The organism is Yersinia bercovieri ATCC 43970 (assembly GCF_013282745.1).
Taxonomy (GTDB): domain Bacteria; phylum Pseudomonadota; class Gammaproteobacteria; order Enterobacterales; family Enterobacteriaceae; genus Yersinia; species Yersinia bercovieri.
Genome location: NZ_CP054044.1, coordinates 2254071 through 2274670, shown reverse-complemented (window position 1 = coordinate 2274670; position 20600 = coordinate 2254071). Strand labels below are relative to the sequence as shown.

The following is a 20600-nucleotide window of genomic DNA, read 5'->3' as shown; positions in this document are numbered from 1 at the left end:
TAAATCCTTCCCTGGAGGCTCGAGCCGCGCCATCCCTGGCGCGGACGCTTTACTCTTCTACCCGTCCTCTCCGTTCCAGATCGCGTCATCGGGGTTTGTCAGCAGTCTGAGAGCGCACTCTGCGCCCCTTATTATCACTAATCAGCCACATCAGCCCTCATGCAGGCCGCACTCACGTTTTAGGCCAAAGAAGCGGGTCTCTTCCTCACTCATACCGGGTTCCCATTTACGCGTTGTATGGGTATCACCGACAGATAGATAGCCCTGCTCCCACAGCGGATGATAGCTCAACCCATTTTGCGTCAAATAGTGATAAATCTGGCGGTTATCCCAGTCAATGATCGGCAACAGCTTAAATACGCCGCGCTGGATAGCCAAAACAGGTAGCTGCGCACGACTGCCCGATTGCTCGCGGCGTAAACCAGCAAACCACGTTTGCGCGCCCAAGGTCTCTAGCGCCCGATTCATAGGCTCCACTTTGTTCAGATCATTGTAGCGCTCAATGCCCTCAACCCCCTGCTCCCACAACTTGCCGTACCGTGCTTCCTGCCATGCGGGGCTTTGCGGGGCGCGGAATACCTGCAAGTTAAGTTGCAGTTGCTCGGTCAACGTATCAATAAACTGATAGGTTTCTGGGAACAGATAGCCGGTATCCGTCAGAATGACCGGAATATCAGGGCGCTGACGGGTCACCAGATGCAAACAGACTGCCGCCTGAATCCCAAAGCTGGAAGAGAGCACAAACTCACCGGGCAGATTTTCCAGCGCCCAGCTCACGCGCTCTTGAGCGGTTAAATGCTCAAGTTTGCCATTAATCATGGCTAATGCCGCCGCTTGTTCCGCTTTCGGTAGCGCATTAAGTTCGCTTAAATTCATTTGGCTCACACCGCCTCCAGCACTTCATAAAAGTCACGGGCTGAATCAATCACTGGCGCAATAACACCTGCGCGGATAACAAAGTCACCGAAGCCTTCATCGGTATGGCGCTCTTTGGCCCAACGCCCGACCAGTTGATCAGTGATAGCCAATATCTCATCTTCAGTAATGTTTTCGCGGTACATCCGTGGGATGCGCGTGCCCTCACGGTTGCCGCCCAGATGCAGGTTATAACGGCCAATCGCTTTCCCCACCAGCCCCATTTCAGCCAATAAAGCGCGGCCACAGCCGTTCGGACAGCCCGTTACGCGCATCACAATATGTTCATCGGGCAGACCGTGCTGCTGCAAAATGCCTTCAATGCGGGTGACAAATTCCGGCAAGAAACGCTCGGCTTCCGCCATTGCCAGCGGGCAGGTTGGGAATGAAACGCACGCCATGGAGTTTTCACGCTGCGAACTAACAGTGTCGTCCATCAAGCCATGTTCGCGCGCCAAAGCTTCAATGCGCGATTTATCTTTTTCCGGCACGCCCGCCACAATCAAGTTCTGATTAGCCGTCAGACGGAAATCGCCCTGATGGATTTTAGCAATCTCGGCGACGCCGGTTTTCAGGCTGCGGTCGGGGTAATCCAACAGACGCCCATTCTCAATAAATAGGGTCAGATGCCATTTTTTATCAATACCTTTTACCCAACCGATACGATCACCACGACCAGTAAACTGGTAGGGTTTGATGGCAGCAAAACTCACACCGGCGCGTTTTTCAACTTCAGCTTTGAATGTCTCAACACCAACGCGCTCAAGGGTATATTTGGTTTTGGCATTTTTACGATCGGTGCGGTTACCCCAATCACGTTGAGTCGTGACCACCGCTTCAGCGATCGCCAGAGTGTGTTGCAGTGGGATATAACCGAATTCACTGGCCTTACGTGGATAAGTATTCTTATCACCATGAGCAATGGATAACCCGCCGCCCACCAGCACGTTAAAGCCCACTAATTTGCCTTTTTCCGCCACTGCAACAAAGTTGAGGTCGTTAGCATGGAGATCGACATCATTTTGCGGCGGAATAACGACTGTGGTTTTAAATTTACGCGGCAAATAGGTCGCACCGAGAATCGGCTCTTCATCCGTGGTGGCAACTTTTTCCGCATCCAGCCAAATTTCAGCATAAGCACGGGTTCGTGGCAGCAGATGTTCAGAGATCTTTTTCGCCCATTCATAGGCCTCTTGATGCAGCACCGACTCAACCGGGTTCGACGTACAGAGCACATTACGGTTGACATCATTTGCCGTCGCCAGCGCATCTAGCCCCAATTGATTCAGCAACTGGTGGGCCGGTTTTACATTGCCCTTCAAAATGCCATGGAACTGAAAGGTCTGGCGGTTGGTGATACGGATGCTGCCGTATAAGGTGTTATCCGCCGCGAATTTATCAATACCCAGCCACTGTTGCGGGGTAATAATCCCCCCCGGTAAGCGGCAACGCAGCATCATGGCGTGGCGAGGTTCCAGCTTCTGCTCAGCACGTTCTGCGCGGATATCGCGGTCATCTTGCTGATACATACCGTGGAAGCGGATCAGCAGGAAATTATCGCCGTTGAAACCACCGGTCAGCCCCTCATTCAGATCTTTGGCGATGGTTCCGCGCAGGAAATTGCTTTCCGACTTCATCCGTTCGCCATCGGAGAGTTTTCCGGTCACGACCAGTGGCCCTGGGTGTTTTTCATTCATCAGTACACATCCCGCTGATAACGGCGCGCCAGGCGCAGCTCACTTAAATATTCATCAGCCTGCTCGGTATCCATTGCACCGTGCTCAGCCACCACGTCCAGTAAAACTTGCTCGACATCTTTTGCCATGCAGTTTGCATCGCCACAGACGTAAATGTGGGCGCCTTGTTGGATCCAGCTCCACAGCTCTGCGCCCTGTTCGCGCAGTTTGTCTTGTACGTATATTTTATCAGCCTGATCACGGGACCAGGCCAGATCAATGCGGGTCAGCAAGCCCTGTTTGACGTAGCGCTGCCATTCAACCTGATAGAGGAAGTCTTCGGTGAAGTGCGGGTTGCCGAACAGTAGCCAGTTCTTACCACTGGCACCAATAGCCTCACGCTGTTGCATAAAGGCGCGGAATGGGGCGATACCAGTGCCCGGCCCAATCATTATCACCGGCGTTTCTGGGTTAGCTGGTAAACGGAAGTTATCGTTATGTTCAATGAAGATGCGGATGTCGTCATCTACCTCCAGCCGATCAGCCAGATAACCTGAAGCGCCACCCGCGCGTGGTCGGCCATCAATGTCATAACGCACCACGCCCACAGTGATATGAACTTCAGTTTCGGTTTCTGCCTGCGAGGAGGCGATGGAGTAGAGGCGCGGTGTCAGCGGGCGCAGTAGCGCTACCAGTTGATCGGCATTCAAGTCCGATGGAGCCTGACGCACCATATCAACAATTGGCGTGTTTTTCGCATAGTGTTGCAGCGCCGGTTTATCTGCCAGCAAAGCAATCAGGGTTTGATCACGCGAGAGCGCCGCGTATTTATCGACGATCACCGTGGTGTTTTGTGTCAGTTCAAGATGGCTACGCAGCGCTTGTACCAGCGGCATGTTCTGCCCATCAATGCCAACTGGCTCATCACCTTTGAGCCACAATAGCGCCAGCAGCTCATCGACCAGTGCCGGGTCATTATCAAACCAGACCCCCAGCGCATCACCCGGCTGGTAACGCAGCCCTGAGTCACCTAAATCAATTTCAATGTGGCGCACATCTTTTTCTGAGTGGCGGCCAGTCACTTTTTGCTGAACGGATAACTGCGCCGTCAGTGGCGCGGTTTTGCTGTAGGGGCTGGAGGTAATCTCATCAACAGCGCCACTTGGTGTTGCCGCAACTACCGCCGTCGATTGGGCCGGAACTCTGGCCTGCAATGCCGCAACCACCTGCTGACGCCACTGCAGCGCTGACTCCTGATACTCCACATCAGCATCGACGCGATCCAATAGCCGCTCAGCCCCCAACTCGGCCAGTTTGCTATCAAAATCTTTGCCCGCCTGACAGAAATGCTCATATGACGTGTCCCCGAGACCAAATACCGCAAACGCGGTTTCTGGCAATTTCGGGGCTTTTTTTGAGCAGAGGAATTTGTGCAATGCGACGGCTTCTTCCGCAGGCTCGCCTTCACCCTGAGTCGAGGCCACCACCACCAACAGGCGCTCTTGCGCAATTTGTTTAAACTTGTAATCGCCCGCATTGACCAGATTGACGCTAAGCTTAGCGGCCAAAAGGTCATCACGTAACTGTTCCGCTAAGCGCCTTGCATTGCCGGTCTGAGAGGCCGAAATTAGGGTTACTGTCACCGCCGGAGGGGTTACCGCCGCAGGAGCCGCAACCATGCCAGGCTGCTGATCCACCCTGCCCCAGAAGTAGCCGGACAACCATGCCATTTGGGTTGGAGATAGCTCACCAACTGCCGCTTGTATGCGGGTCAACTGATCCGGCGATAGCGGAAGTACAGAGGTAGGGGGGGCCTGAGTCGTCATTGCAGTACGAATTCCTTTATGCTTGAGCCAGTGTCAGTCGATTATTTTGGGCAAAAAATCTTTATGTTTGTAAGGTTAACCATCTCGATAATAACAATTAAAGAAGCGATGGAAATAATAAATAACTAAAACGACTAAGCAGTTTTTCAGGTAATCAATACGAGTTAAAGTGTTCAACTTATTGGGGAAATTCCCAGCAGCGGATATCAACCCCTGGGTTTGCCATCTCTGCATATAAATCAGTAGGCTACGTCATGATTACCACGGCTCGCTGGAGTAAATTGACGGCGTAATGACGGGCTTTCATAGCCAGCATCAGTGCTTTCCGGTACTATGCGGCGGTTTTTTGAGTCAATTAAGGTCAGAATGATGAGCACCACCCTATTTAAAGATTTTCAGTTTGAAGCCGCTCACCGGCTGCCCCATGTTGCAGCAGGGCACAAATGTGGCCGTTTGCACGGTCACTCATTTATGGTTCGTATCGAGGTGACTGGTGAAGTTGATGCTCACTCCGGTTGGGTGATGGATTTTGCTGATCTAAAAGCGGCATTTAACCCTATTTGGGAACGTTTGGATCACCACTATCTGAACGATATTCCTGGCCTGGAAAACCCAACCAGCGAAGTGTTGGCGTGCTGGATTTGGCAACAGCTGAAACCGCAACTACCTGAGTTAAGTGCCGTGATGGTGAAAGAGACCTGCTCTGCGGGCTGTGTTTATCGCGGTTAAATCATTCGTCAGGGCGCTGCCACGCCCTGCACTTTAAGCTATGTTTAGGTATTTATGCGTCTGCATGGAGAGCCGCCAGTTCCTGGCGATACAGGTTTCAATGCAGAGTTTGGTTGCATCATCTTTCTGACTGATGGGCTGCAACGCAATTATCCGTTTTTTATCATCATGTAGAGTAGCCAATAACACCTCCAGCGCTTCGATATCCCGTAAGCGCCCCACCGGATGCTTAATTTCATCTGCGCGCTGCAATGCTTGCGGCAATATTTTCAAGCCACCGCGCATCTTCACTTTCGGCGAAACAGTGACCCAAGTGGCTGCTGAGCACTGCACCTCGTGCGTGCCGCTGGTTTCAATCTGGCAGCTGTAACCGGCTTGCTCCAATACAGATGTTAGCGGTAGCAGATCGTAGATAGCCGGCTCCCCGCCGGTTATCACCACATGGCGAGCGGTATATCCTTGCTGAGAAAAGATAGCCAATAGCTGCTGTTCGCTGGCAGAACCCCAGGCATCACTTTCAGCGGTTTTCACCATAATGCGCTGCATATCGACTTCCCGATCTGCCTCTTTTTCCCAGGTATGCTTGGTGTCGCACCAACTACAGCCTACCGGGCAACCCTGCAAGCGCACAAAAATCGCCGGAACGCCGGTGAAGTAACCCTCGCCCTGCAAGGTCTGGAACATCTCATTAATCGGGTACAGCATCAGTATCTCTATATCGTGATTAGGCCAATGGGCAATTATTGCAGATTCCCTCGCCTTCACCAAACCGGCAGCCCCCAGAGTGCCAGTTTGTTTGTATCAGAGCGTTACTCAATAACACCGCAGGCCATGCGAGCACCGCCACCACCCAGTGGCATTGGATGGTCAGCATAGTTATCACCACCGGCATGGATCATCAGCGCATGTTGTTTCAGCTCGGATAACGATTTCAGGCGCGGAGCCAAGAGCTGATAGGTGGCGGTGCCATCAGCATTGACCACCAGCCCCGGTAAATCCCCCAGATGCCCTTTATCATTATAAGGGCCAAGGTGAGTGTCGGTTTTTTGCGGGTCAAGGTGGCCACCAGCGGCAAGGGCAGGCACGGCTTTACCCTCTTTCTGGCCCGGTGCACAACTTGGCTTTTCATGCAGATGGAACCCATGGATACCTGCTGCCAGCCCAGTCAGATTGGGGGTAAACAATAAACCATAAGCGGTTTCTGTTACTGTAACAGTACCCAGCACCTTGCCATTACCTTCGGGCAGGGATTCATTCATGGTCACGGTAACGCCGGCAGCCAGCAAGCTACCGGAGAACAGCATCGCCGGTAACAGTAAGTATTTCAATTTCATCAGTTATCTTCCTTTATGCATGATTATCGAGTCATTCGGGTGATTAATAAGGATAACTGTTGATGAATTATCTGCACGATAGCAGTGTTATAGATGTGAGTCAGATGAGGGTTATTTGCCAGATTCAGATGAATCTGGCAAAGGGCAATCAATGACAACAATAAAGTAGAGTGCAGTCATGACTGACTTTTAACGTTTGTCAGAGCGTTGCTCCGTGGCCTAGCACAATAGCTTTGAATAAAGAAGAAGGTATGGCGGTTGTTTCCTGGCTTAATTGCTTCTCAAAAGCAAAAGATAATAACTCATCACGAGTTTCCAACATTGCCGCTGTCGCGTCACTAAGAATAGCGCTATCAACTGCATGGCCACCATCTAGATAAGCATCGCCAAACATTTCCTTATTTAAGTCATCCATTTCTTTCTGTAACTTTGCCGTTTTTTCATTATAGTCAAATTTGATCTCATCTATTGTTAACTTGCCAAGAGTAACATCAATAAATTCTTTTTCAGTAATAGGGGTTTTACCTAAATCAATAAATATACTTTTTATTACCTCATGACTATCCACAGACTTAATCGCGGCGAAAAGAATATGATTTTCTATATTTTTCTCCTTAGCCGAAATTAACAGATCGTCAGTCAATTTATGAGCAGATAATACAATCAATGATGCTAGATTTCCTATGTGCACCATTCCGCGGCTAGAAGATGAATTAATCAGTTTGCTGTGTTCAGGATATTTATTTATGTAATAAGATTGTTCATTCACATAAGAACCCATCTCCTTCGGTTGAAGGAGATCCTTTATTACTTCCCTTACTTCCTTTTTATACCGTATAATTTCTTTATAAAAAAGATAGGTTTCTATATCCTTAACGCCACACTTCACCATTTTAATGAAATCAAGCACATCAAAATTAGAAATTTTCTTAGCAACATACTCCAGTGAGTGGTCGTCAACCTTCAGTTTCTCAAGTATGCATAATGCTGCCACATCGGTTTTGCCATAAACACCATGGCGACGCATTAGTTTAGCGACTTTATCGCTTACCTTATAAGACTTAAATATATAATCCAGGCTAAAGTCAGCTCTGTGTGCCCCATCAATATAAATCCCTTCACTAATTAACTTAATATCTTCAGCTACCTCTGTGGATAAAGAACTAGAATTGTATTCATTTTCAAAATGATAATCCATTATATACTCCAATTAGTTTTTGTTAACACTAGCATGCTTACTAATTGATACTATATAAAATTAAATTATATGACTAATGATATTATCTTTATAATACTTATTTTTATAACAATGAAAATATAACATTATTATTGAGAATGAAATAAAAAATACACCTAAATTATAGTTAACAATCGGATAGCTATATTAATTGATAATATTAAGACTATAAGTCTATAGTTATCTCTGCTTTGGCAACACTGATTATATTTCATCTTGGTTTTGCCTAAACAGACAATCTTCAGATAACACATTGAAGTTGATAGTGGATTAACTGCCAACTCTGCTGTTTTTTTAGATGATGCCCCAAAATAAAACACCCTGTCAGCTTATCGCTCACAGGGTGGGGGTGATCATCTCATTAACCCACCGAAGTGGATTTTTCAATCAACTTTTCAGAAGATAAGGCGCAGTAAGATTACTGACCTTTCACTTCTTTCAGACCGTTGAATGGTGCGCGGTCGCCCAGCGCCTCTTCAATACGGATCAGTTGGTTGTATTTAGCAACACGGTCAGAACGGCTCATAGAACCGGTTTTGATTTGGCCTGCTGCAGTACCTACTGCCAGATCGGCAATGGTAGCATCTTCGGTTTCGCCTGAACGGTGAGAGATAACCGCGGTGTAACCTGCATCTTTCGCCATCTTGATAGCAGCCAGAGTTTCGGTCAAAGAACCGATCTGGTTGAATTTAATCAGGATAGAGTTAGCAACACCTTTCTCGATACCTTCTTTCAGGATCTTGGTGTTGGTTACAAACAGATCATCACCAACCAGCTGGATTTTGTCACCCAGAACTTCGGTCTGGTATTTGAAGCCAGCCCAGTCAGATTCGTCCAGGCCATCTTCGATAGAGACGATTGGGTACTGTTTAGTCAGATCTTCCAGGAAGTGAGTGAACTCTTCAGAAGTGAAGGCTTTGTTGCCTTCGCCGGCCAGAACATATTTGCCGTCTTTGTAGAATTCAGACGCCGCACAGTCCATCGCCAGAGTCACATCTTTGCCTAACTCGTAGCCAGCTTGTTTTACCGCTTCAGCGATAACAGCCAGTGCTTCAGCGTTAGAACCCAAGTTTGGTGCATAACCGCCTTCGTCGCCGACTGCAGTGCTCATGCCTTTGGATTTCAAAACCTTAGCCAAAGTATGGAACACTTCAGAACCGATGCGAACAGCTTCTTTCAGAGTTTTAGCGCCGACTGGCTGAATCATAAACTCTTGAATATCAACGTTGTTATCAGCATGTTCGCCGCCGTTGATGATGTTCATCATAGGCAGTGGCATAGAGAACTTACCTGGGGTGCCGTTCAATTCAGCAATGTGCTCGTACAAAGGCATGCCTTTAGACGCTGCTGCTGCTTTCGCTGCTGCCAGAGAAACAGCCAGGATGGCGTTAGCACCAAACTGGGATTTGTTCTCAGTACCGTCCAAATCGATCATAATTTTATCGATGTTAGCCTGGTCTTTGGCATCTTTACCCAAAACTGCCTGAGCAATTGGACCATTTACTGCGGCAACGGCTTTCAGAACGCCTTTGCCCAGGAAACGGGATTTGTCACCGTCACGCAGTTCCAGTGCTTCACGGGAACCAGTAGAAGCACCTGATGGTGCCGCAGCCAAACCAACAAAACCGCCTTCCAGATGAACTTCGGCTTCTACAGTTGGGTTACCACGGGAGTCGATGATTTCGCGACCGATGACTTTAACGATTTTGGACATTAGATTTTCCTCAGTACAAGTTAAACTAAAACTCCAGACAGAGGGGGCGACATCGCTGCCGCCCCTTCTACCAAATATTTTATTTCACCTGGCGCTTCTGATAATCACCAGCCGCTTTCACAAAGCCGGCGAACAACGGGTGACCATCACGTGGCGTCGAAGTAAATTCTGGATGGAACTGACAAGCCACAAACCATGGATGGTTTGGCAACTCGATAATTTCCACCAGTTTGTTATCCGCAGAACGCCCGGCAACACGCAACCCGGCAGCTTCAATCTGCTTCAACAGCATATTGTTGACTTCATAACGATGACGGTGGCGCTCAACGATGGTAGGTTCGCCATACATCTGACGTACCAAGCTACCTTCAGTCAGGTTGCAAGGTTGCCCACCTACACGCATAGTACCGCCCAAATCGCTCTCTTCCGAACGCACTTCAACGTTGCCGTTTTCATCACGCCATTCGGTGATTAATGCAACCACCGGATACTTACAGTCTGGCACAAATTCTGTGGAGTTCGCGTTTTCCATTCCCACAACATTGCGGGCAAACTCCATCAGTGCAACTTGCATCCCCAGGCAGATGCCCAGGTAAGGAATATTGTGTTCACGGGCATAGCGTGCCGCCAGAACCTTGCCTTCCACACCACGGTAGCCGAAACCACCAGGGATAAGGATAGCATCCAGCCCTTTCAGCATCTCTTCGCCGCGTGTCTCAACATCCTGCGAATCAATCAGCTTGATGTTCACCGTCAGACGATTTTTCAACCCACCGTGCTTCAGGGCTTCAATTACAGACTTATAGGCATCCGGCAGTTCTACGTATTTACCAATCATCCCGATGGTCACTTCGCCACCTGGATTTGATTCTTCGTATAATACCTGTTCCCACTCAGCGAGATTTGCTTCAGGACAAGTTAAGCTGAATCGTTTACAAATATAATCGTCAAGGCCCTGTGATTTCAATAGCCCTGGGATTTTATAAATGGAATCAACGTCTTTTAGGGAGATAACCGCTTTTTCTGGCACATTACAGAACAGCGCGATTTTGGCACGTTCATTAGCAGGAACTGCGCGATCAGAACGGCAAATCAGCACATCTGGCTGAATACCAATTGAAAGTAGCTCTTTTACCGAATGTTGCGTTGGCTTGGTTTTCACTTCACCAGCCGCAGCCAAATAAGGAACCAATGTCAGGTGCATGTAAAGCGTGTGCTCGCGGCCAACATCAACCGCCATCTGACGAATAGCTTCCAGGAATGGCAGGGATTCGATATCACCTACGGTGCCGCCAATCTCAACCAATACCACATCGTGGCCTTCGCCGCCTTCGATGATGCGCTCTTTGATGGCATTGGTGATATGAGGAATAACCTGAATAGTTGCACCCAGATAGTCGCCACGACGCTCTTTACGCAGGACTTCAGAATAGATGCGCCCCGTAGTGAAGTTATTACGACGGGTCATTTTGGTGCGAATAAAGCGCTCATAGTGCCCTAAGTCCAGATCGGTCTCAGCACCATCTTCGGTGACAAAAACTTCCCCGTGTTGTGTCGGGCTCATGGTGCCCGGATCCACGTTGATATACGGGTCCAGTTTCATGATGGTAACGTTGAGGCCACGGGCTTCAAGTATAGCCGCCAGAGAGGCTGCGGCAATGCCTTTACCCAGAGAGGATACGACCCCGCCGGTCACAAAAATATAATTAGTTGTCATGCTGAACCTGAGAGTTTAGGTTTAAAGACGATGGAAGTACCAGGACGGGAAAGTAGTATACCGGAACCTTGGTTTCGCTACAAATGATCTCCACGACCATGGCGGTTTTCGCTGCCAAAACCGCGCGGAACATCGTCTTACTATCCGTTATAATTCAATATATTAACGTAATTAAAATTCAACAACCATCCGTAAAATGAATTAAAACACCTTACATTTCAGTTTCTTGCTTTTTAACTTGCTGCCAGGCGGCTTCCATCTCAGCGAGTGTGGCACTCTCCATGGTACGACCTGATGCTGTAACTATTTGTTCTACCTGACGAAAACGCCGCTCAAACTTACGATTAGCCGCCTGTAGAGCATTTTCCGCTTTATGACCTAAATGGCGGGATAAATTCACCGTGGCAAACAACAAATCACCGATCTCTTCGCCCAACTTATCCTCATCGACCACCGCTTGACGCGCCTCGAACATCACCTCATCAATCTCTTCGTAGACTTTATCCAGCACTGGCCCCAGCGTATCCCAATCAAAGCCCACCGACGCACAGCGTTTCTGGATTTTATGGGCTTTCATCAATGCGGGCAGTGCATCAGGGATATCATCCAAAGCCGAATACAGTGCCTTTTCGGCCCGCTCCTCCGCTTTACGGGACTCCCAACCTGCCAGCGCGGCTTCACTGCCAATAGTCGCCTCAGCGGCGTGCTGAGCTTCATTGGGGAACACATGCGGATGGCGGCGCACCAGCTTATCACTGATGGCGTGACACACATCATCAAACGCAAACAGCCCCTGCTCCTGCCCCATTTGCGCATAAAACACCACCTGAAACAGCAGATCACCCAATTCGTCGCGAAGATCGTCGAAATCCTTGCGCTGAATCGCATCAAGCACTTCATAAGTCTCTTCCAACGTGTAGGGCGCAATAGTGTCAAAAGTCTGCTTACGATCCCACGGACAGCCGTGCTCAGGGTCACGCAAGGTGCGCATAATATCCAACAAACGTTGCAGAGCTAAGGCGGTGGAGTTGGGAGTCGAAATTTGGGTCATGACGATTTATCACTTTTGTTATTTGCACAATATCAGCGGAAAGGATAGGCAGAAGAGTAAAGTGTCCGCACCACGGATGGCGCGGCACCAGCCCCCAGGGGTGGGTTTACGGCGTCTTTACGATCTGCCTAATTCTCTCCGCAGCAGATACATTTTTTATCAATATGCCAAAGCGCAGTAGCCGCTTATACCCTTCGCCCTTGAAGCCGCAGGGTTGTTAGCTGCGCTCACTCACCCGAATCACTTACCTGAGTAAGTTCATCGGGATTTGTTTGCTTGCCGCCTAGCTGCAACCCCAATGGCTTTGGGTATAGATAGTTTTAATTGCCGTGGAGCCGACGGGCATCTATCACATCCGGCAACTGATTCAACTTCGCCAATACCCGCCCCAACACCTGCAAGTTATAGATCTCGATATCCATATCAATAGTTGCCATCATCTTTTTGGTATCACTACGGCTAGCAACACCCAGCACGTTGACTTTTTCATTCGCCAAAATGGTGGTGATATCGCGCAACAATCCACTGCGATCGTTGGCGCTTACTCGCACCACCAGCGAATAGCCGCTGGAGTAGCTTTCACCCCAGACGGCATCAACAATCCGCTCTGGCGCATGAGATTGCAATTCAGCCAACTGCTCGCAATCGGCGCGGTGGATTGATATCCCCCGCCCCTGGGTGATAAAGCCAATAATTTCATCACCGGGGATCGGCTGGCAACAGCGAGCAATGTGGTGCATCAGATTGCCGACACCCTCGACCACAATGCGCCCACTGTCTTTGCTGGCATTGCGCGGCGGTTGCTGCGTTTTATTCTTCAGGTGGCGTAATGCTTCTAAATCAGCCTCTTCCGCCGTCGGCTTATTCAGTTTCCCTTGCAGGAAGTTCACCATCTGATTCAGACGGATATCACCACCACCAATGGCCGCCAACACTTCATCCATAGAGTTCATGTTATAGCGCGGCACCAGTAGCTTCTCAGCCTCTTTCAGGCTGATATCCATATGCTCCAGCTCGTCATCCAACATCTGCCGACCAGCAAGAATATTCTTGTCTCTATCTTGTTTTCGGAACCAGTTATGTATCTTGGATCGCCCACGGCTGGTGGTGACGTAACCGAGGTTAGGGTTCAGCCAGTCGCGACTTGGATTCGGCTGTTTCTGAGTGATGATTTCAATCTGATCACCCATCTGCAACTGATAGGTAAAGGGCACAATGCGCCCACTGATTTTTGCACCAATACAGCGATGGCCCACATCACTGTGGATATGATAAGCAAAGTCCAGTGGCGTAGAACCTGCTGGAAGATCAATAACATCGCCTTTCGGGGTAAACACATATACCCGATCGTCAAATACCTGACTGCGCACTTCATCCAGCATCTCGCCGGAATCAGCCATCTCTTCCTGCCAGGCAATCAGTTTGCGTAACCAGGCAATGCGCCCTTCATAACCAGAGCGGCCTGCGACCACGGCCCCCTCTTTGTACTTCCAGTGCGCAGCAACCCCCAGCTCGGCATCTTCATGCATCTGGCGGGTACGAATCTGAATTTCCAGAGTTTTTCCGCGCGGGCCTAATACCACGGTATGGATCGACTGATAACCATTGGGTTTAGGGTTAGCGACATAATCATCAAATTCATCCGGTAAATGACGAAAATGGGTATGCACAATCCCCAGCGCGGCGTAGCAATCCTGCAAGCGCTCCACCACCACCCGCACAGCGCGCACATCAAATAGCTCATCAAAAGCGAGCGATTTTTTCTGCATTTTGCGCCAGATACTGTAGATGTGCTTGGGGCGACCATAAATCTCAGCTTTGATACCTTCATCCGCCATCGCTTTGTGCAATGAAGCAACGAAGTCATCAATGAATTGCTCACGATCGATACGTCGTTCGTGGAGTAATTTGGCAATTTGCTTATATTCGTCGGGGTGCAGATAACGGAAACAGAAGTCTTCCAGCTCCCATTTTATCTGGCCGATCCCGAGGCGGTTAGCCAGCGGCGCATAGATATTGGAGCACTCTTTGGCGGCCAAAACACGAATCTCTTCTGGCGCATCTTTCACTTCGCGCAGATGGGCGATGCGTTCTGCCAGTTTGATCACCACGCAGCGGAAATCTTCCACCATCGCCAGTAGCATACGGCGCACGTTATCCACTTGCTCGGAGCTCATGGAGTCATTGTGGGTGGCTTTCAACTGACGAATGGCGTCCATATCGCGCACACCGTGCACCAGATAGGTGATGCCTTTGCCAAATTGCTCGGTCAGTGTGGCTTCATCCACCACATTGGCATCCGCTAGCGGGAACAGCAGCGCCGCGCGCATACTGTCATTATCCATGCTTAGGGTGGAAAGAATTTCAACCATTTCAAGGCCGCGCCACAGCAGCAACGAGGCGTCGGGATGGTTTTGCGTCTGCTGCTCACAGTAACGCCAGGTTTCGGCTAATCGCTCACATGACTGCGGATTGGGAAGCCCCAAACTGGCGATCCAATCGTCGAGAGCAAACTCGCCCGCTGGATTCAAATGTGCACTTCGTACCGCAACCATAACTTCTCCCTACTTTGCGACCCCTGACGCCTGCATGAACAGCGCCATAGATTCAAGATGCCCGGTGTGGGGGAACATATCCAACATTCGCACCTGAGCAAGACGGTAACCGGCGGCTAACAACACCTGACTATCCCGTGCCAGCGTAGTGGGATTACACGAAACATACACCACCCGCTTTGGCGCCAGTTTAACTATATGTGACATAACCCCAGCAGCGCCAGCGCGTGCCGGGTCTAATAATACTTTGTCGAATCCTTGAACCGCCCACGGCTGGCAACTGATATCGGATTCCAGATTTTCATGAAAAAATGACACGTTAGGCAATGTATTATTCCGCGCATTATACTGCCCATTCGCCACCAGCGCCGCAACTCCTTCCACTCCGACAACTTCCCGCGCGCGCTTTGCCAGCGGCAAGGTGAAATTACCCATGCCGCAGAACAGATCCAGCACCCGCTCCTGTGGCTGTACATCAAGCCAGGCGATAGCCTGAGCCACCATTTTCTGGTTGACAACATCATTGACCTGAATAAAATCTCGCGGGTGAAATGCTAAACGTAGACCATCAATCTGGTAATAGGGTTCCTCACCAATGAGTTTTTCCAGATTCTCGCCATCACCAGCCAGATAAAACGTCACCTGCTCACGTTTAGCAAAATCAATTAGCGCGGTGCGATCTACCTGTTTAAGGGTATCAAGGTGACGTAAAACCAGCAACGGCCCATTGTCGGCCAACACCAACTCCACATGCCCTAGCCGCTGCACCGCCTGTAAGGCGGATAGACACTGATAAAGCGGTTGCAACAGGCGCTCCAACTCCGGCCGCAGAACTGGGCAGTGCTTCACGCTGACCAAATCGTGAGACTCGGTTTGGCGAAATCCCATCTGTAATCGATGCTGTTTTGGCTGATAGAGCAGCCCCAACCTCGCCCGCCGCCGATAGCCATACTCAGGCCCGCAGATAACCGGCTCTAACTTAGGGCAGAGACCTGTTGCGTGCGCTATCAACCGCGAGAGCGAATCGGCTTTGCTCGTTTGTTGCAGTTGGCTACAGGCGTGTTGCTGCTGACAGCCTCCACAAATTCCAAAGTGAGGGCAAGGAGGCGCGACCCTTTCGCTGCATTGGTTCAGCAAACGTTTAATTTTGCCACGGCCATACTGGCGTTTTTGCTCAATTAGCTCAATTTCAGCTTGCTCTCCCGGTAAAGCGCCAGGGATAAAAATAGCTTTACCTTGATGGCGCGCAACGCCCTGACCAAAAGGGTCGAGGGAGTTTACGGTCACAGTTATCGTTTGTCGGGTCGTCACACGTCGGTTTGCAGAGTAGAATTGCGCCATAATGATTGATCGAGCGTCAGTTTTATAAGCTGCCAATTCTCCCACATTGGAATACCATGACCAAATACAGTCTTCGCGCGCGCATGATGATTTTAATCCTGGCCCCCACGCTGCTTCTTGGGCTGTTACTCAGCACTTCCTTTATGGTCAATCGCTATAATGAGCTGCAAAACCAAATAGTTAACGCTGGCACTAACATTATTGAACCGCTGGCGGTTGCCAGTGAGTACGGAATGACCTTCCGTAACCGCGATACCGTCCGACAGTTGATAAATCTCTTTCATCGTCGTCACTCAAATATTGTTCGGTCAATTTCGGTTTTCGACGCAGATAACCATCTTTTTGTCACATCTAACTATAATTACAACTCCTCACAATTAAGGTTACCCAAAGGCGAACCCATCCCCCGTTCGCTGATGCTCTCCTATCGCGGCGACTCTCTGGTCATGCGTATGCCCATTGTCTCCGAATCTAATTTATCCAGTGATCGGGAGTCAGATTCAGATATCACCAGTCGGCCACTGGGCTATATCGCCATCGATCTGGATCTGCAATCCGTGCGTTTGCAGCAATATAAAGAGATCTTTATTTCGACCCTACTGTTGCTGTTCTGCATGTGTGTAGCGATTTTGTTTGCTTATCGTCTAATGCGTGATGTCACCGGCCCGATCCGCAACATGGTGAATGCCGTCGACCGGATCCGCCGTGGGCAGTTAGATAGCCGCGTCGAAGGGCATATGCTCGGTGAGCTGAATATTTTGAAAAATGGTATCAATTCGATGGCGATGTCGTTGGCGGCCTATCACGAAGAGATGCAGCAAAATATCGATCAAGCCACATCCGATTTGCGTGAAACCCTGGAGCAGATGGAGATACAAAACGTCGAGCTTGGGTTGGCGAATAAGCGCGCTCAGGAAGCGGCTCGCATTAAATCTGAGTTTCTGGCGAACATGTCCCACGAGCTGCGAACTCCGCTAAACGGCGTGATTGGCTTTACCCGGCAAACACTGAAAACATCACTGACACCGACGCAAACCGACTATTTACAAACAATCCAACGCTCGGCCAATAATTTGTTATGCATCATTAATGACGTGCTGGACTTCTCCAAACTGGAAGCCGAAAAACTGATTTTGGAACATATCCCCTTCTCGCTCCGTAGCACACTGGATGAAGTGATTATCCTGCTGGCGCACACAGCTCATGAGAAGGGGCTGGAACTGACACTGCATATTAACAATGATGTCCCGGAGCAGGTGGTCGGGGATGCGATGCGTTTGCAGCAAATTGTCACAAACTTGCTCGGTAATGCGATTAAATTCACCGAACAGGGCAATATCGATATTCTGGTTACCGCGCAAGTACTAACGGCGCAGAGAGTGACCCTAGTGGTTGAGATTCAGGATACAGGCATCGGAATTTCTGAATCGCAGCAGGCCCAACTATTCCAGGCGTTTCGTCAAGCGGATGCCAGTATCTCACGCCGCCATGGCGGCACCGGGCTTGGACTGGTGATTACCGAACGATTGGTCAAAGAGATGGGGGGCGATATCAGCTTTCTCAGCCAGGTGGATCGCGGCTCAACCTTCAAATTCCACCTCACTCTGGATCTCAATGAAACGCTCTCTTATCGCCAACCGGATATGTCATATTTAGAGGGGAAAACGCTGGCCTATATTGAGCGCAACGCCTCTGCCGCCAGGGCCGCACTTGACATTCTCAGCATCACGCCGTTGCAGATAACCCATAGCCCGACATTAGCGCAATTGCCAGTGCAACATTATGATTTTCTGCTGGTCGGCGTACCCATTCCGTTCCGTAATAACATGGCTGTTCATCAGGATAAACTGGTGGCGGCGATGAAGATCTCCGAGCGGGTTATTCTGGCGCTGCCAAGCCAATCACAGGTGGAGGCCGAGCAGCTTAAACAGCTGGGCGCAAAAGCATGTCTCATCAAGCCATTATCATCTAATCGTTTGATTCCTTTATTTTTATCTGAAGAGCCGCTTGAGGTATCACTGGTTGAAGAGCAAGCAGAGAAACCGCTTAAATTACCGTTTAAAGTGATGGCAGTTGACGATAATCCGGCTAATCTGAAATTGATTGGCACCCTGCTGGAAGAGCAAGTTGCAGAAACCGTGCTCTGCGACAGCGGGGCGAAAGCCATTGCCTATGCCCGTGAAAACACCTTGGATATCATTTTAATGGATATTCAAATGCCAGAAATTGACGGCATCCGCGCCAGTGAAATCATTCATCAGATGTCCCATCATCTGGACACGCCGATCATTGCCGTCACCGCTCATGCGGTCAGGGGGCAGCAAGAGCAGTTATTAAAATTGGGTATGGCTGATTATCTGGCAAAACCTATTGATGAAGCCCGATTGATACAAGCGCTCTCCCGTTATAAGCACGATAGCTCGTCACCACTCGAGATGAAGGATGATATCCGGCCAATCGTGCCGCTTGCATATGCAGGAGCAATAGATTGGCCATTGGCTATCAGGCAGGCAGCAAATAAAGAGGATCTCGCCAAAGATCTACTCACCATGCTGTTAGCGTTTATGCCGCAGGTAACAGATCGTGTGCAGGCGATTCTGGCAGGAACAGATGATGACGATATCCTGAATCTGATTCACAAATTCCACGGCAGCTGTGCATGTAGCGGTGTACCACGGCTAAAACAGCTGTGCATGACAATCGAACAGCAATTGCGTCAGCAAACTGATTTGCAGGATTTGCAACCTGAATGGTTTGAATTGTTAGATGAGATAGAGAATGTCCGCTATGCCGCTAAAAGCTACTTAGGGGCGGCGTAGCACTCATCCGAACCGCAGAAATAAAAAGGGCACAGCGATAAATCCCTGTGCCCTTTTTGACGCTATTTATTGGATGCTTAGTGCCACATAAATATCGGTTACTGCATCAACAAATAGAGAGAAGTATCACCACGCTGAATGTTCAATGCCAATACCGATGGTTTGGTATCGAGGATTTTCCGCAACTCACCTAGATTCTGGACCGGTTGCTGGTTAATCCCAATGATGATATCGCCTTTTTTCAGACCGATACGTGCAGCTGCACTCCCCGCTTTCACGTTATCGACTTTCACGCCTTTCTTACCATTCACATCAGAGTTGCTCAGTTCAGCACCTTCAATGCCGGTATAGATATTGCCTGAATCAACCTGTGCCTGGCTGCTCTGCTCCAATGTTACTTCCACATTGACAGGTTTGCCGTCACGCAGCAGACCTAAGGTCATTTTGCTACCCACTGGCAGAGTACCAATTTCGGCACGGAAGCCGGCGAAGCTATTGATTGGTTTACCATTCATGCTAACAATCACATCACCAGCTTTGATCCCGGCTTTTGCCGCAGCAGATTTCGGCACGACCTGGCTGATAAAGGCCCCTTTCTGCGTATCAACATTCATCGCTTTTGCTAGCTCAGAGTTCAGCTCAGTACCCATGATGCCCAGCTCACCGCGTTTCACCTGACCAAACTCAACCATCTGAGATGTCAGGTTTTTCACCATGTTGCTCGGGATGGCAAAACCAATCCCAATGTTGCCGCCGTCTGGTGCCAAAATAGCGGTATTGATCCCGATCAGCTCACCGCTCAGGTTGATCAAAGCCCCCCCAGAGTTACCACGGTTAATCGCCGCATCAGTCTGGATAAAGTTTTCGTAGTTTTCCACGTTCAGACCGCTACGGCCCAAGGCAGAGACAATACCAGAGGTGACGGTTTCGCCCAGACCATATGGGTTACCGATAGCAACGGTATAGTCGCCTACGCGCAGTTGATCAGAATCTGCCATTTTAATTGCGGTCAGATTTTTAAAATCTTTCAGCTGCAATAACGCAATATCAGTACGTGGATCTTTACCAATCACTTTCGCTTCATAGCTGCGGCCATCGCTCAACTTGACATTGATTTTGGTCGCATTATCCACCACGTGGTTATTGGTAACGACGTAACCTTTAGCCGCATCAATAATTACACCCGAACCCAGTGCACGGAACTCCTGCTTGCTTGGCACAGCGCCTTTACCGCCTTGCCCCCCCTGACACATCGGAGAACCCTGGAACGGAGAACCGTCCTGGCAGAATGGTGAATCATCACCAAAGAACTGCTGGAACTGTGGTGGTATACCACCAGCAGCTGCATTGCTTACCTGGGTGCTGCCTTCCACATTGATACTGACCACGGAAGGCATGACTTTCTCTAGCATTGGCGCCAGGCTAGGGAGCTGCTGGCTGCTAGAAGGCGCCGTTTCTGCCGAAATGGCAGAAGAAACCGGCCCCATGACTAAACCGATGCTCAATGCCAATGCACTTAACACTAAAGTTGTTTTCTTCATCTATTTTGTTTCTCGCTATACAATTAATAATGATTCAATAAATGGTGAGTCGCAGACTAATGCCGTCTTGCATAGTAAGATTAAATATGGGGGATGAAGTTCACAGACCCAAGAATCAGAATAGTAAAAAATATTGTCCGTCTTT

The 20600-nt window shown here is 49.4% G+C and carries 14 protein-coding genes; 2 read left to right on the top strand and 12 right to left on the bottom strand.

What is annotated here, in order from left to right:
• Positions 1–150 precede the first annotated feature (150 nt).
• Genes HRK25_RS10135 through cysJ form a run of 3 tightly spaced genes read right to left on the bottom strand, consistent with a single transcriptional unit; the run spans position 151 to position 4417 of the window.
• Positions 151–885, bottom strand: coding sequence for a phosphoadenylyl-sulfate reductase (locus HRK25_RS10135; RefSeq protein WP_032899035.1), 735 nt, complete (start codon positions 883–885; stop codon positions 151–153).
• A complete protein-coding gene (cysI, locus tag HRK25_RS10130; RefSeq protein ID WP_032899037.1) occupies positions 882–2612 on the bottom strand; it encodes an assimilatory sulfite reductase (NADPH) hemoprotein subunit in 1731 nt (576 codons plus the stop codon). The genes HRK25_RS10135 and cysI overlap by 4 nt, the downstream gene beginning before the upstream one ends.
• Positions 2612–4417, bottom strand: a complete 1806-nt coding sequence (gene cysJ / locus HRK25_RS10125; protein ID WP_005279389.1) for an NADPH-dependent assimilatory sulfite reductase flavoprotein subunit — start codon at positions 4415–4417, stop codon at positions 2612–2614. Before cysJ ends, cysI begins: the two co-directional genes overlap by 1 nt.
• 369 nt (positions 4418–4786) lie before the next feature.
• On the opposite strand from cysJ, the gene queD reads away from it, so the two are divergent.
• Complete coding sequence (queD, locus tag HRK25_RS10120; protein ID WP_032899040.1) at positions 4787–5146, top strand: 6-carboxytetrahydropterin synthase QueD; 360 nt, start codon at positions 4787–4789, stop codon at positions 5144–5146.
• 33 nt (positions 5147–5179) lie between these two features.
• On the opposite strand, the gene queE is transcribed toward queD, so the two are convergent.
• From queE to rlmD, 8 genes are all read right to left on the bottom strand, one after another.
• Positions 5180–5851 (bottom strand): 7-carboxy-7-deazaguanine synthase QueE, encoded by a 672-nt coding sequence (gene queE, locus HRK25_RS10115; RefSeq protein WP_005279395.1) that lies wholly within the window; start codon positions 5849–5851, stop codon positions 5180–5182.
• 104 nt (positions 5852–5955) lie between these two features.
• Complete coding sequence (sodC, locus tag HRK25_RS10110; protein WP_005279397.1) at positions 5956–6480, bottom strand: superoxide dismutase family protein; 525 nt, start codon at positions 6478–6480, stop codon at positions 5956–5958.
• A 199-nt stretch (positions 6481–6679) separates the two neighbouring features.
• Positions 6680–7678, bottom strand: a complete 999-nt coding sequence (locus HRK25_RS10105; protein WP_005279401.1) for a hypothetical protein — start codon at positions 7676–7678, stop codon at positions 6680–6682.
• A 457-nt stretch (positions 7679–8135) separates the two neighbouring features.
• Entirely contained in the window at positions 8136–9431 is a 1296-nt protein-coding gene (eno, locus tag HRK25_RS10100; protein ID WP_004875041.1) for a phosphopyruvate hydratase, read from the bottom strand.
• Positions 9432–9510: 79 nt separating this feature from the next.
• Entirely contained in the window at positions 9511–11148 is a 1638-nt protein-coding gene (gene pyrG, locus HRK25_RS10095; protein ID WP_032899044.1) for a glutamine hydrolyzing CTP synthase, read from the bottom strand.
• A gap of 211 nt (positions 11149–11359) precedes the next feature.
• Positions 11360–12199, bottom strand: a complete 840-nt coding sequence (gene mazG, locus HRK25_RS10090; protein ID WP_005279406.1) for a nucleoside triphosphate pyrophosphohydrolase — start codon at positions 12197–12199, stop codon at positions 11360–11362.
• Between the two features lie 320 nt (positions 12200–12519).
• Positions 12520–14754, bottom strand: coding sequence for a GTP diphosphokinase (gene relA / locus HRK25_RS10085; protein WP_049599698.1), 2235 nt, complete (start codon positions 14752–14754; stop codon positions 12520–12522).
• Between the two features lie 9 nt (positions 14755–14763).
• Positions 14764–16095 carry a 23S rRNA (uracil(1939)-C(5))-methyltransferase RlmD gene (gene rlmD, locus HRK25_RS10080; protein WP_032899089.1) on the bottom strand — a complete coding sequence of 444 codons (1332 nt, stop codon included), beginning with the start codon at positions 16093–16095 and terminating at the stop codon, positions 14764–14766.
• Between the two features lie 56 nt (positions 16096–16151).
• Between rlmD and barA the strand changes: the two genes are divergently transcribed.
• Positions 16152–18914, top strand: a complete 2763-nt coding sequence (gene barA, locus HRK25_RS10075) for a two-component sensor histidine kinase BarA (protein WP_032899083.1) — start codon at positions 16152–16154, stop codon at positions 18912–18914.
• 98 nt (positions 18915–19012) lie between these two features.
• Here the strand turns inward: barA and degP are convergent, their stop codons facing one another.
• Positions 19013–20455, bottom strand: a complete 1443-nt coding sequence (gene degP / locus HRK25_RS10070) for a serine endoprotease DegP (protein ID WP_005279570.1) — start codon at positions 20453–20455, stop codon at positions 19013–19015.
• Positions 20456–20600 lie beyond the last annotated feature (145 nt).

Bases quoted from the DNA above. Each gene is read 5' to 3' on its own strand.
- cysJ (WP_005279389.1), bottom strand. From the start codon at position 4,417: ATGACGACTCAGGCCCCCCCTACCTCTGTACTTCCGCTATCGCCGGAT.
- sodC (WP_005279397.1), bottom strand. From the start codon at position 6,480: ATGAAATTGAAATACTTACTGTTACCGGCGATGCTGTTCTCCGGTAGC.
- eno (WP_004875041.1), bottom strand. From the start codon at position 9,431: ATGTCCAAAATCGTTAAAGTCATCGGTCGCGAAATCATCGACTCCCGT.
- pyrG (WP_032899044.1), bottom strand. From the start codon at position 11,148: ATGACAACTAATTATATTTTTGTGACCGGCGGGGTCGTATCCTCTCTG.
- cysI (WP_032899037.1), bottom strand. From the start codon at position 2,612: ATGAATGAAAAACACCCAGGGCCACTGGTCGTGACCGGAAAACTCTCC.
- degP (WP_005279570.1), bottom strand. From the start codon at position 20,455: ATGAAGAAAACAACTTTAGTGTTAAGTGCATTGGCATTGAGCATCGGT.
- relA (WP_049599698.1), bottom strand. From the start codon at position 14,754: ATGGTTGCGGTACGAAGTGCACATTTGAATCCAGCGGGCGAGTTTGCT.
- barA (WP_032899083.1), top strand. From the start codon at position 16,152: ATGACCAAATACAGTCTTCGCGCGCGCATGATGATTTTAATCCTGGCC.
- queD (WP_032899040.1), top strand. From the start codon at position 4,787: ATGAGCACCACCCTATTTAAAGATTTTCAGTTTGAAGCCGCTCACCGG.
- mazG (WP_005279406.1), bottom strand. From the start codon at position 12,199: ATGACCCAAATTTCGACTCCCAACTCCACCGCCTTAGCTCTGCAACGT.
- HRK25_RS10105 (WP_005279401.1), bottom strand. From the start codon at position 7,678: ATGGATTATCATTTTGAAAATGAATACAATTCTAGTTCTTTATCCACA.
- rlmD (WP_032899089.1), bottom strand. From the start codon at position 16,095: ATGGCGCAATTCTACTCTGCAAACCGACGTGTGACGACCCGACAAACG.
- queE (WP_005279395.1), bottom strand. From the start codon at position 5,851: ATGCTGTACCCGATTAATGAGATGTTCCAGACCTTGCAGGGCGAGGGT.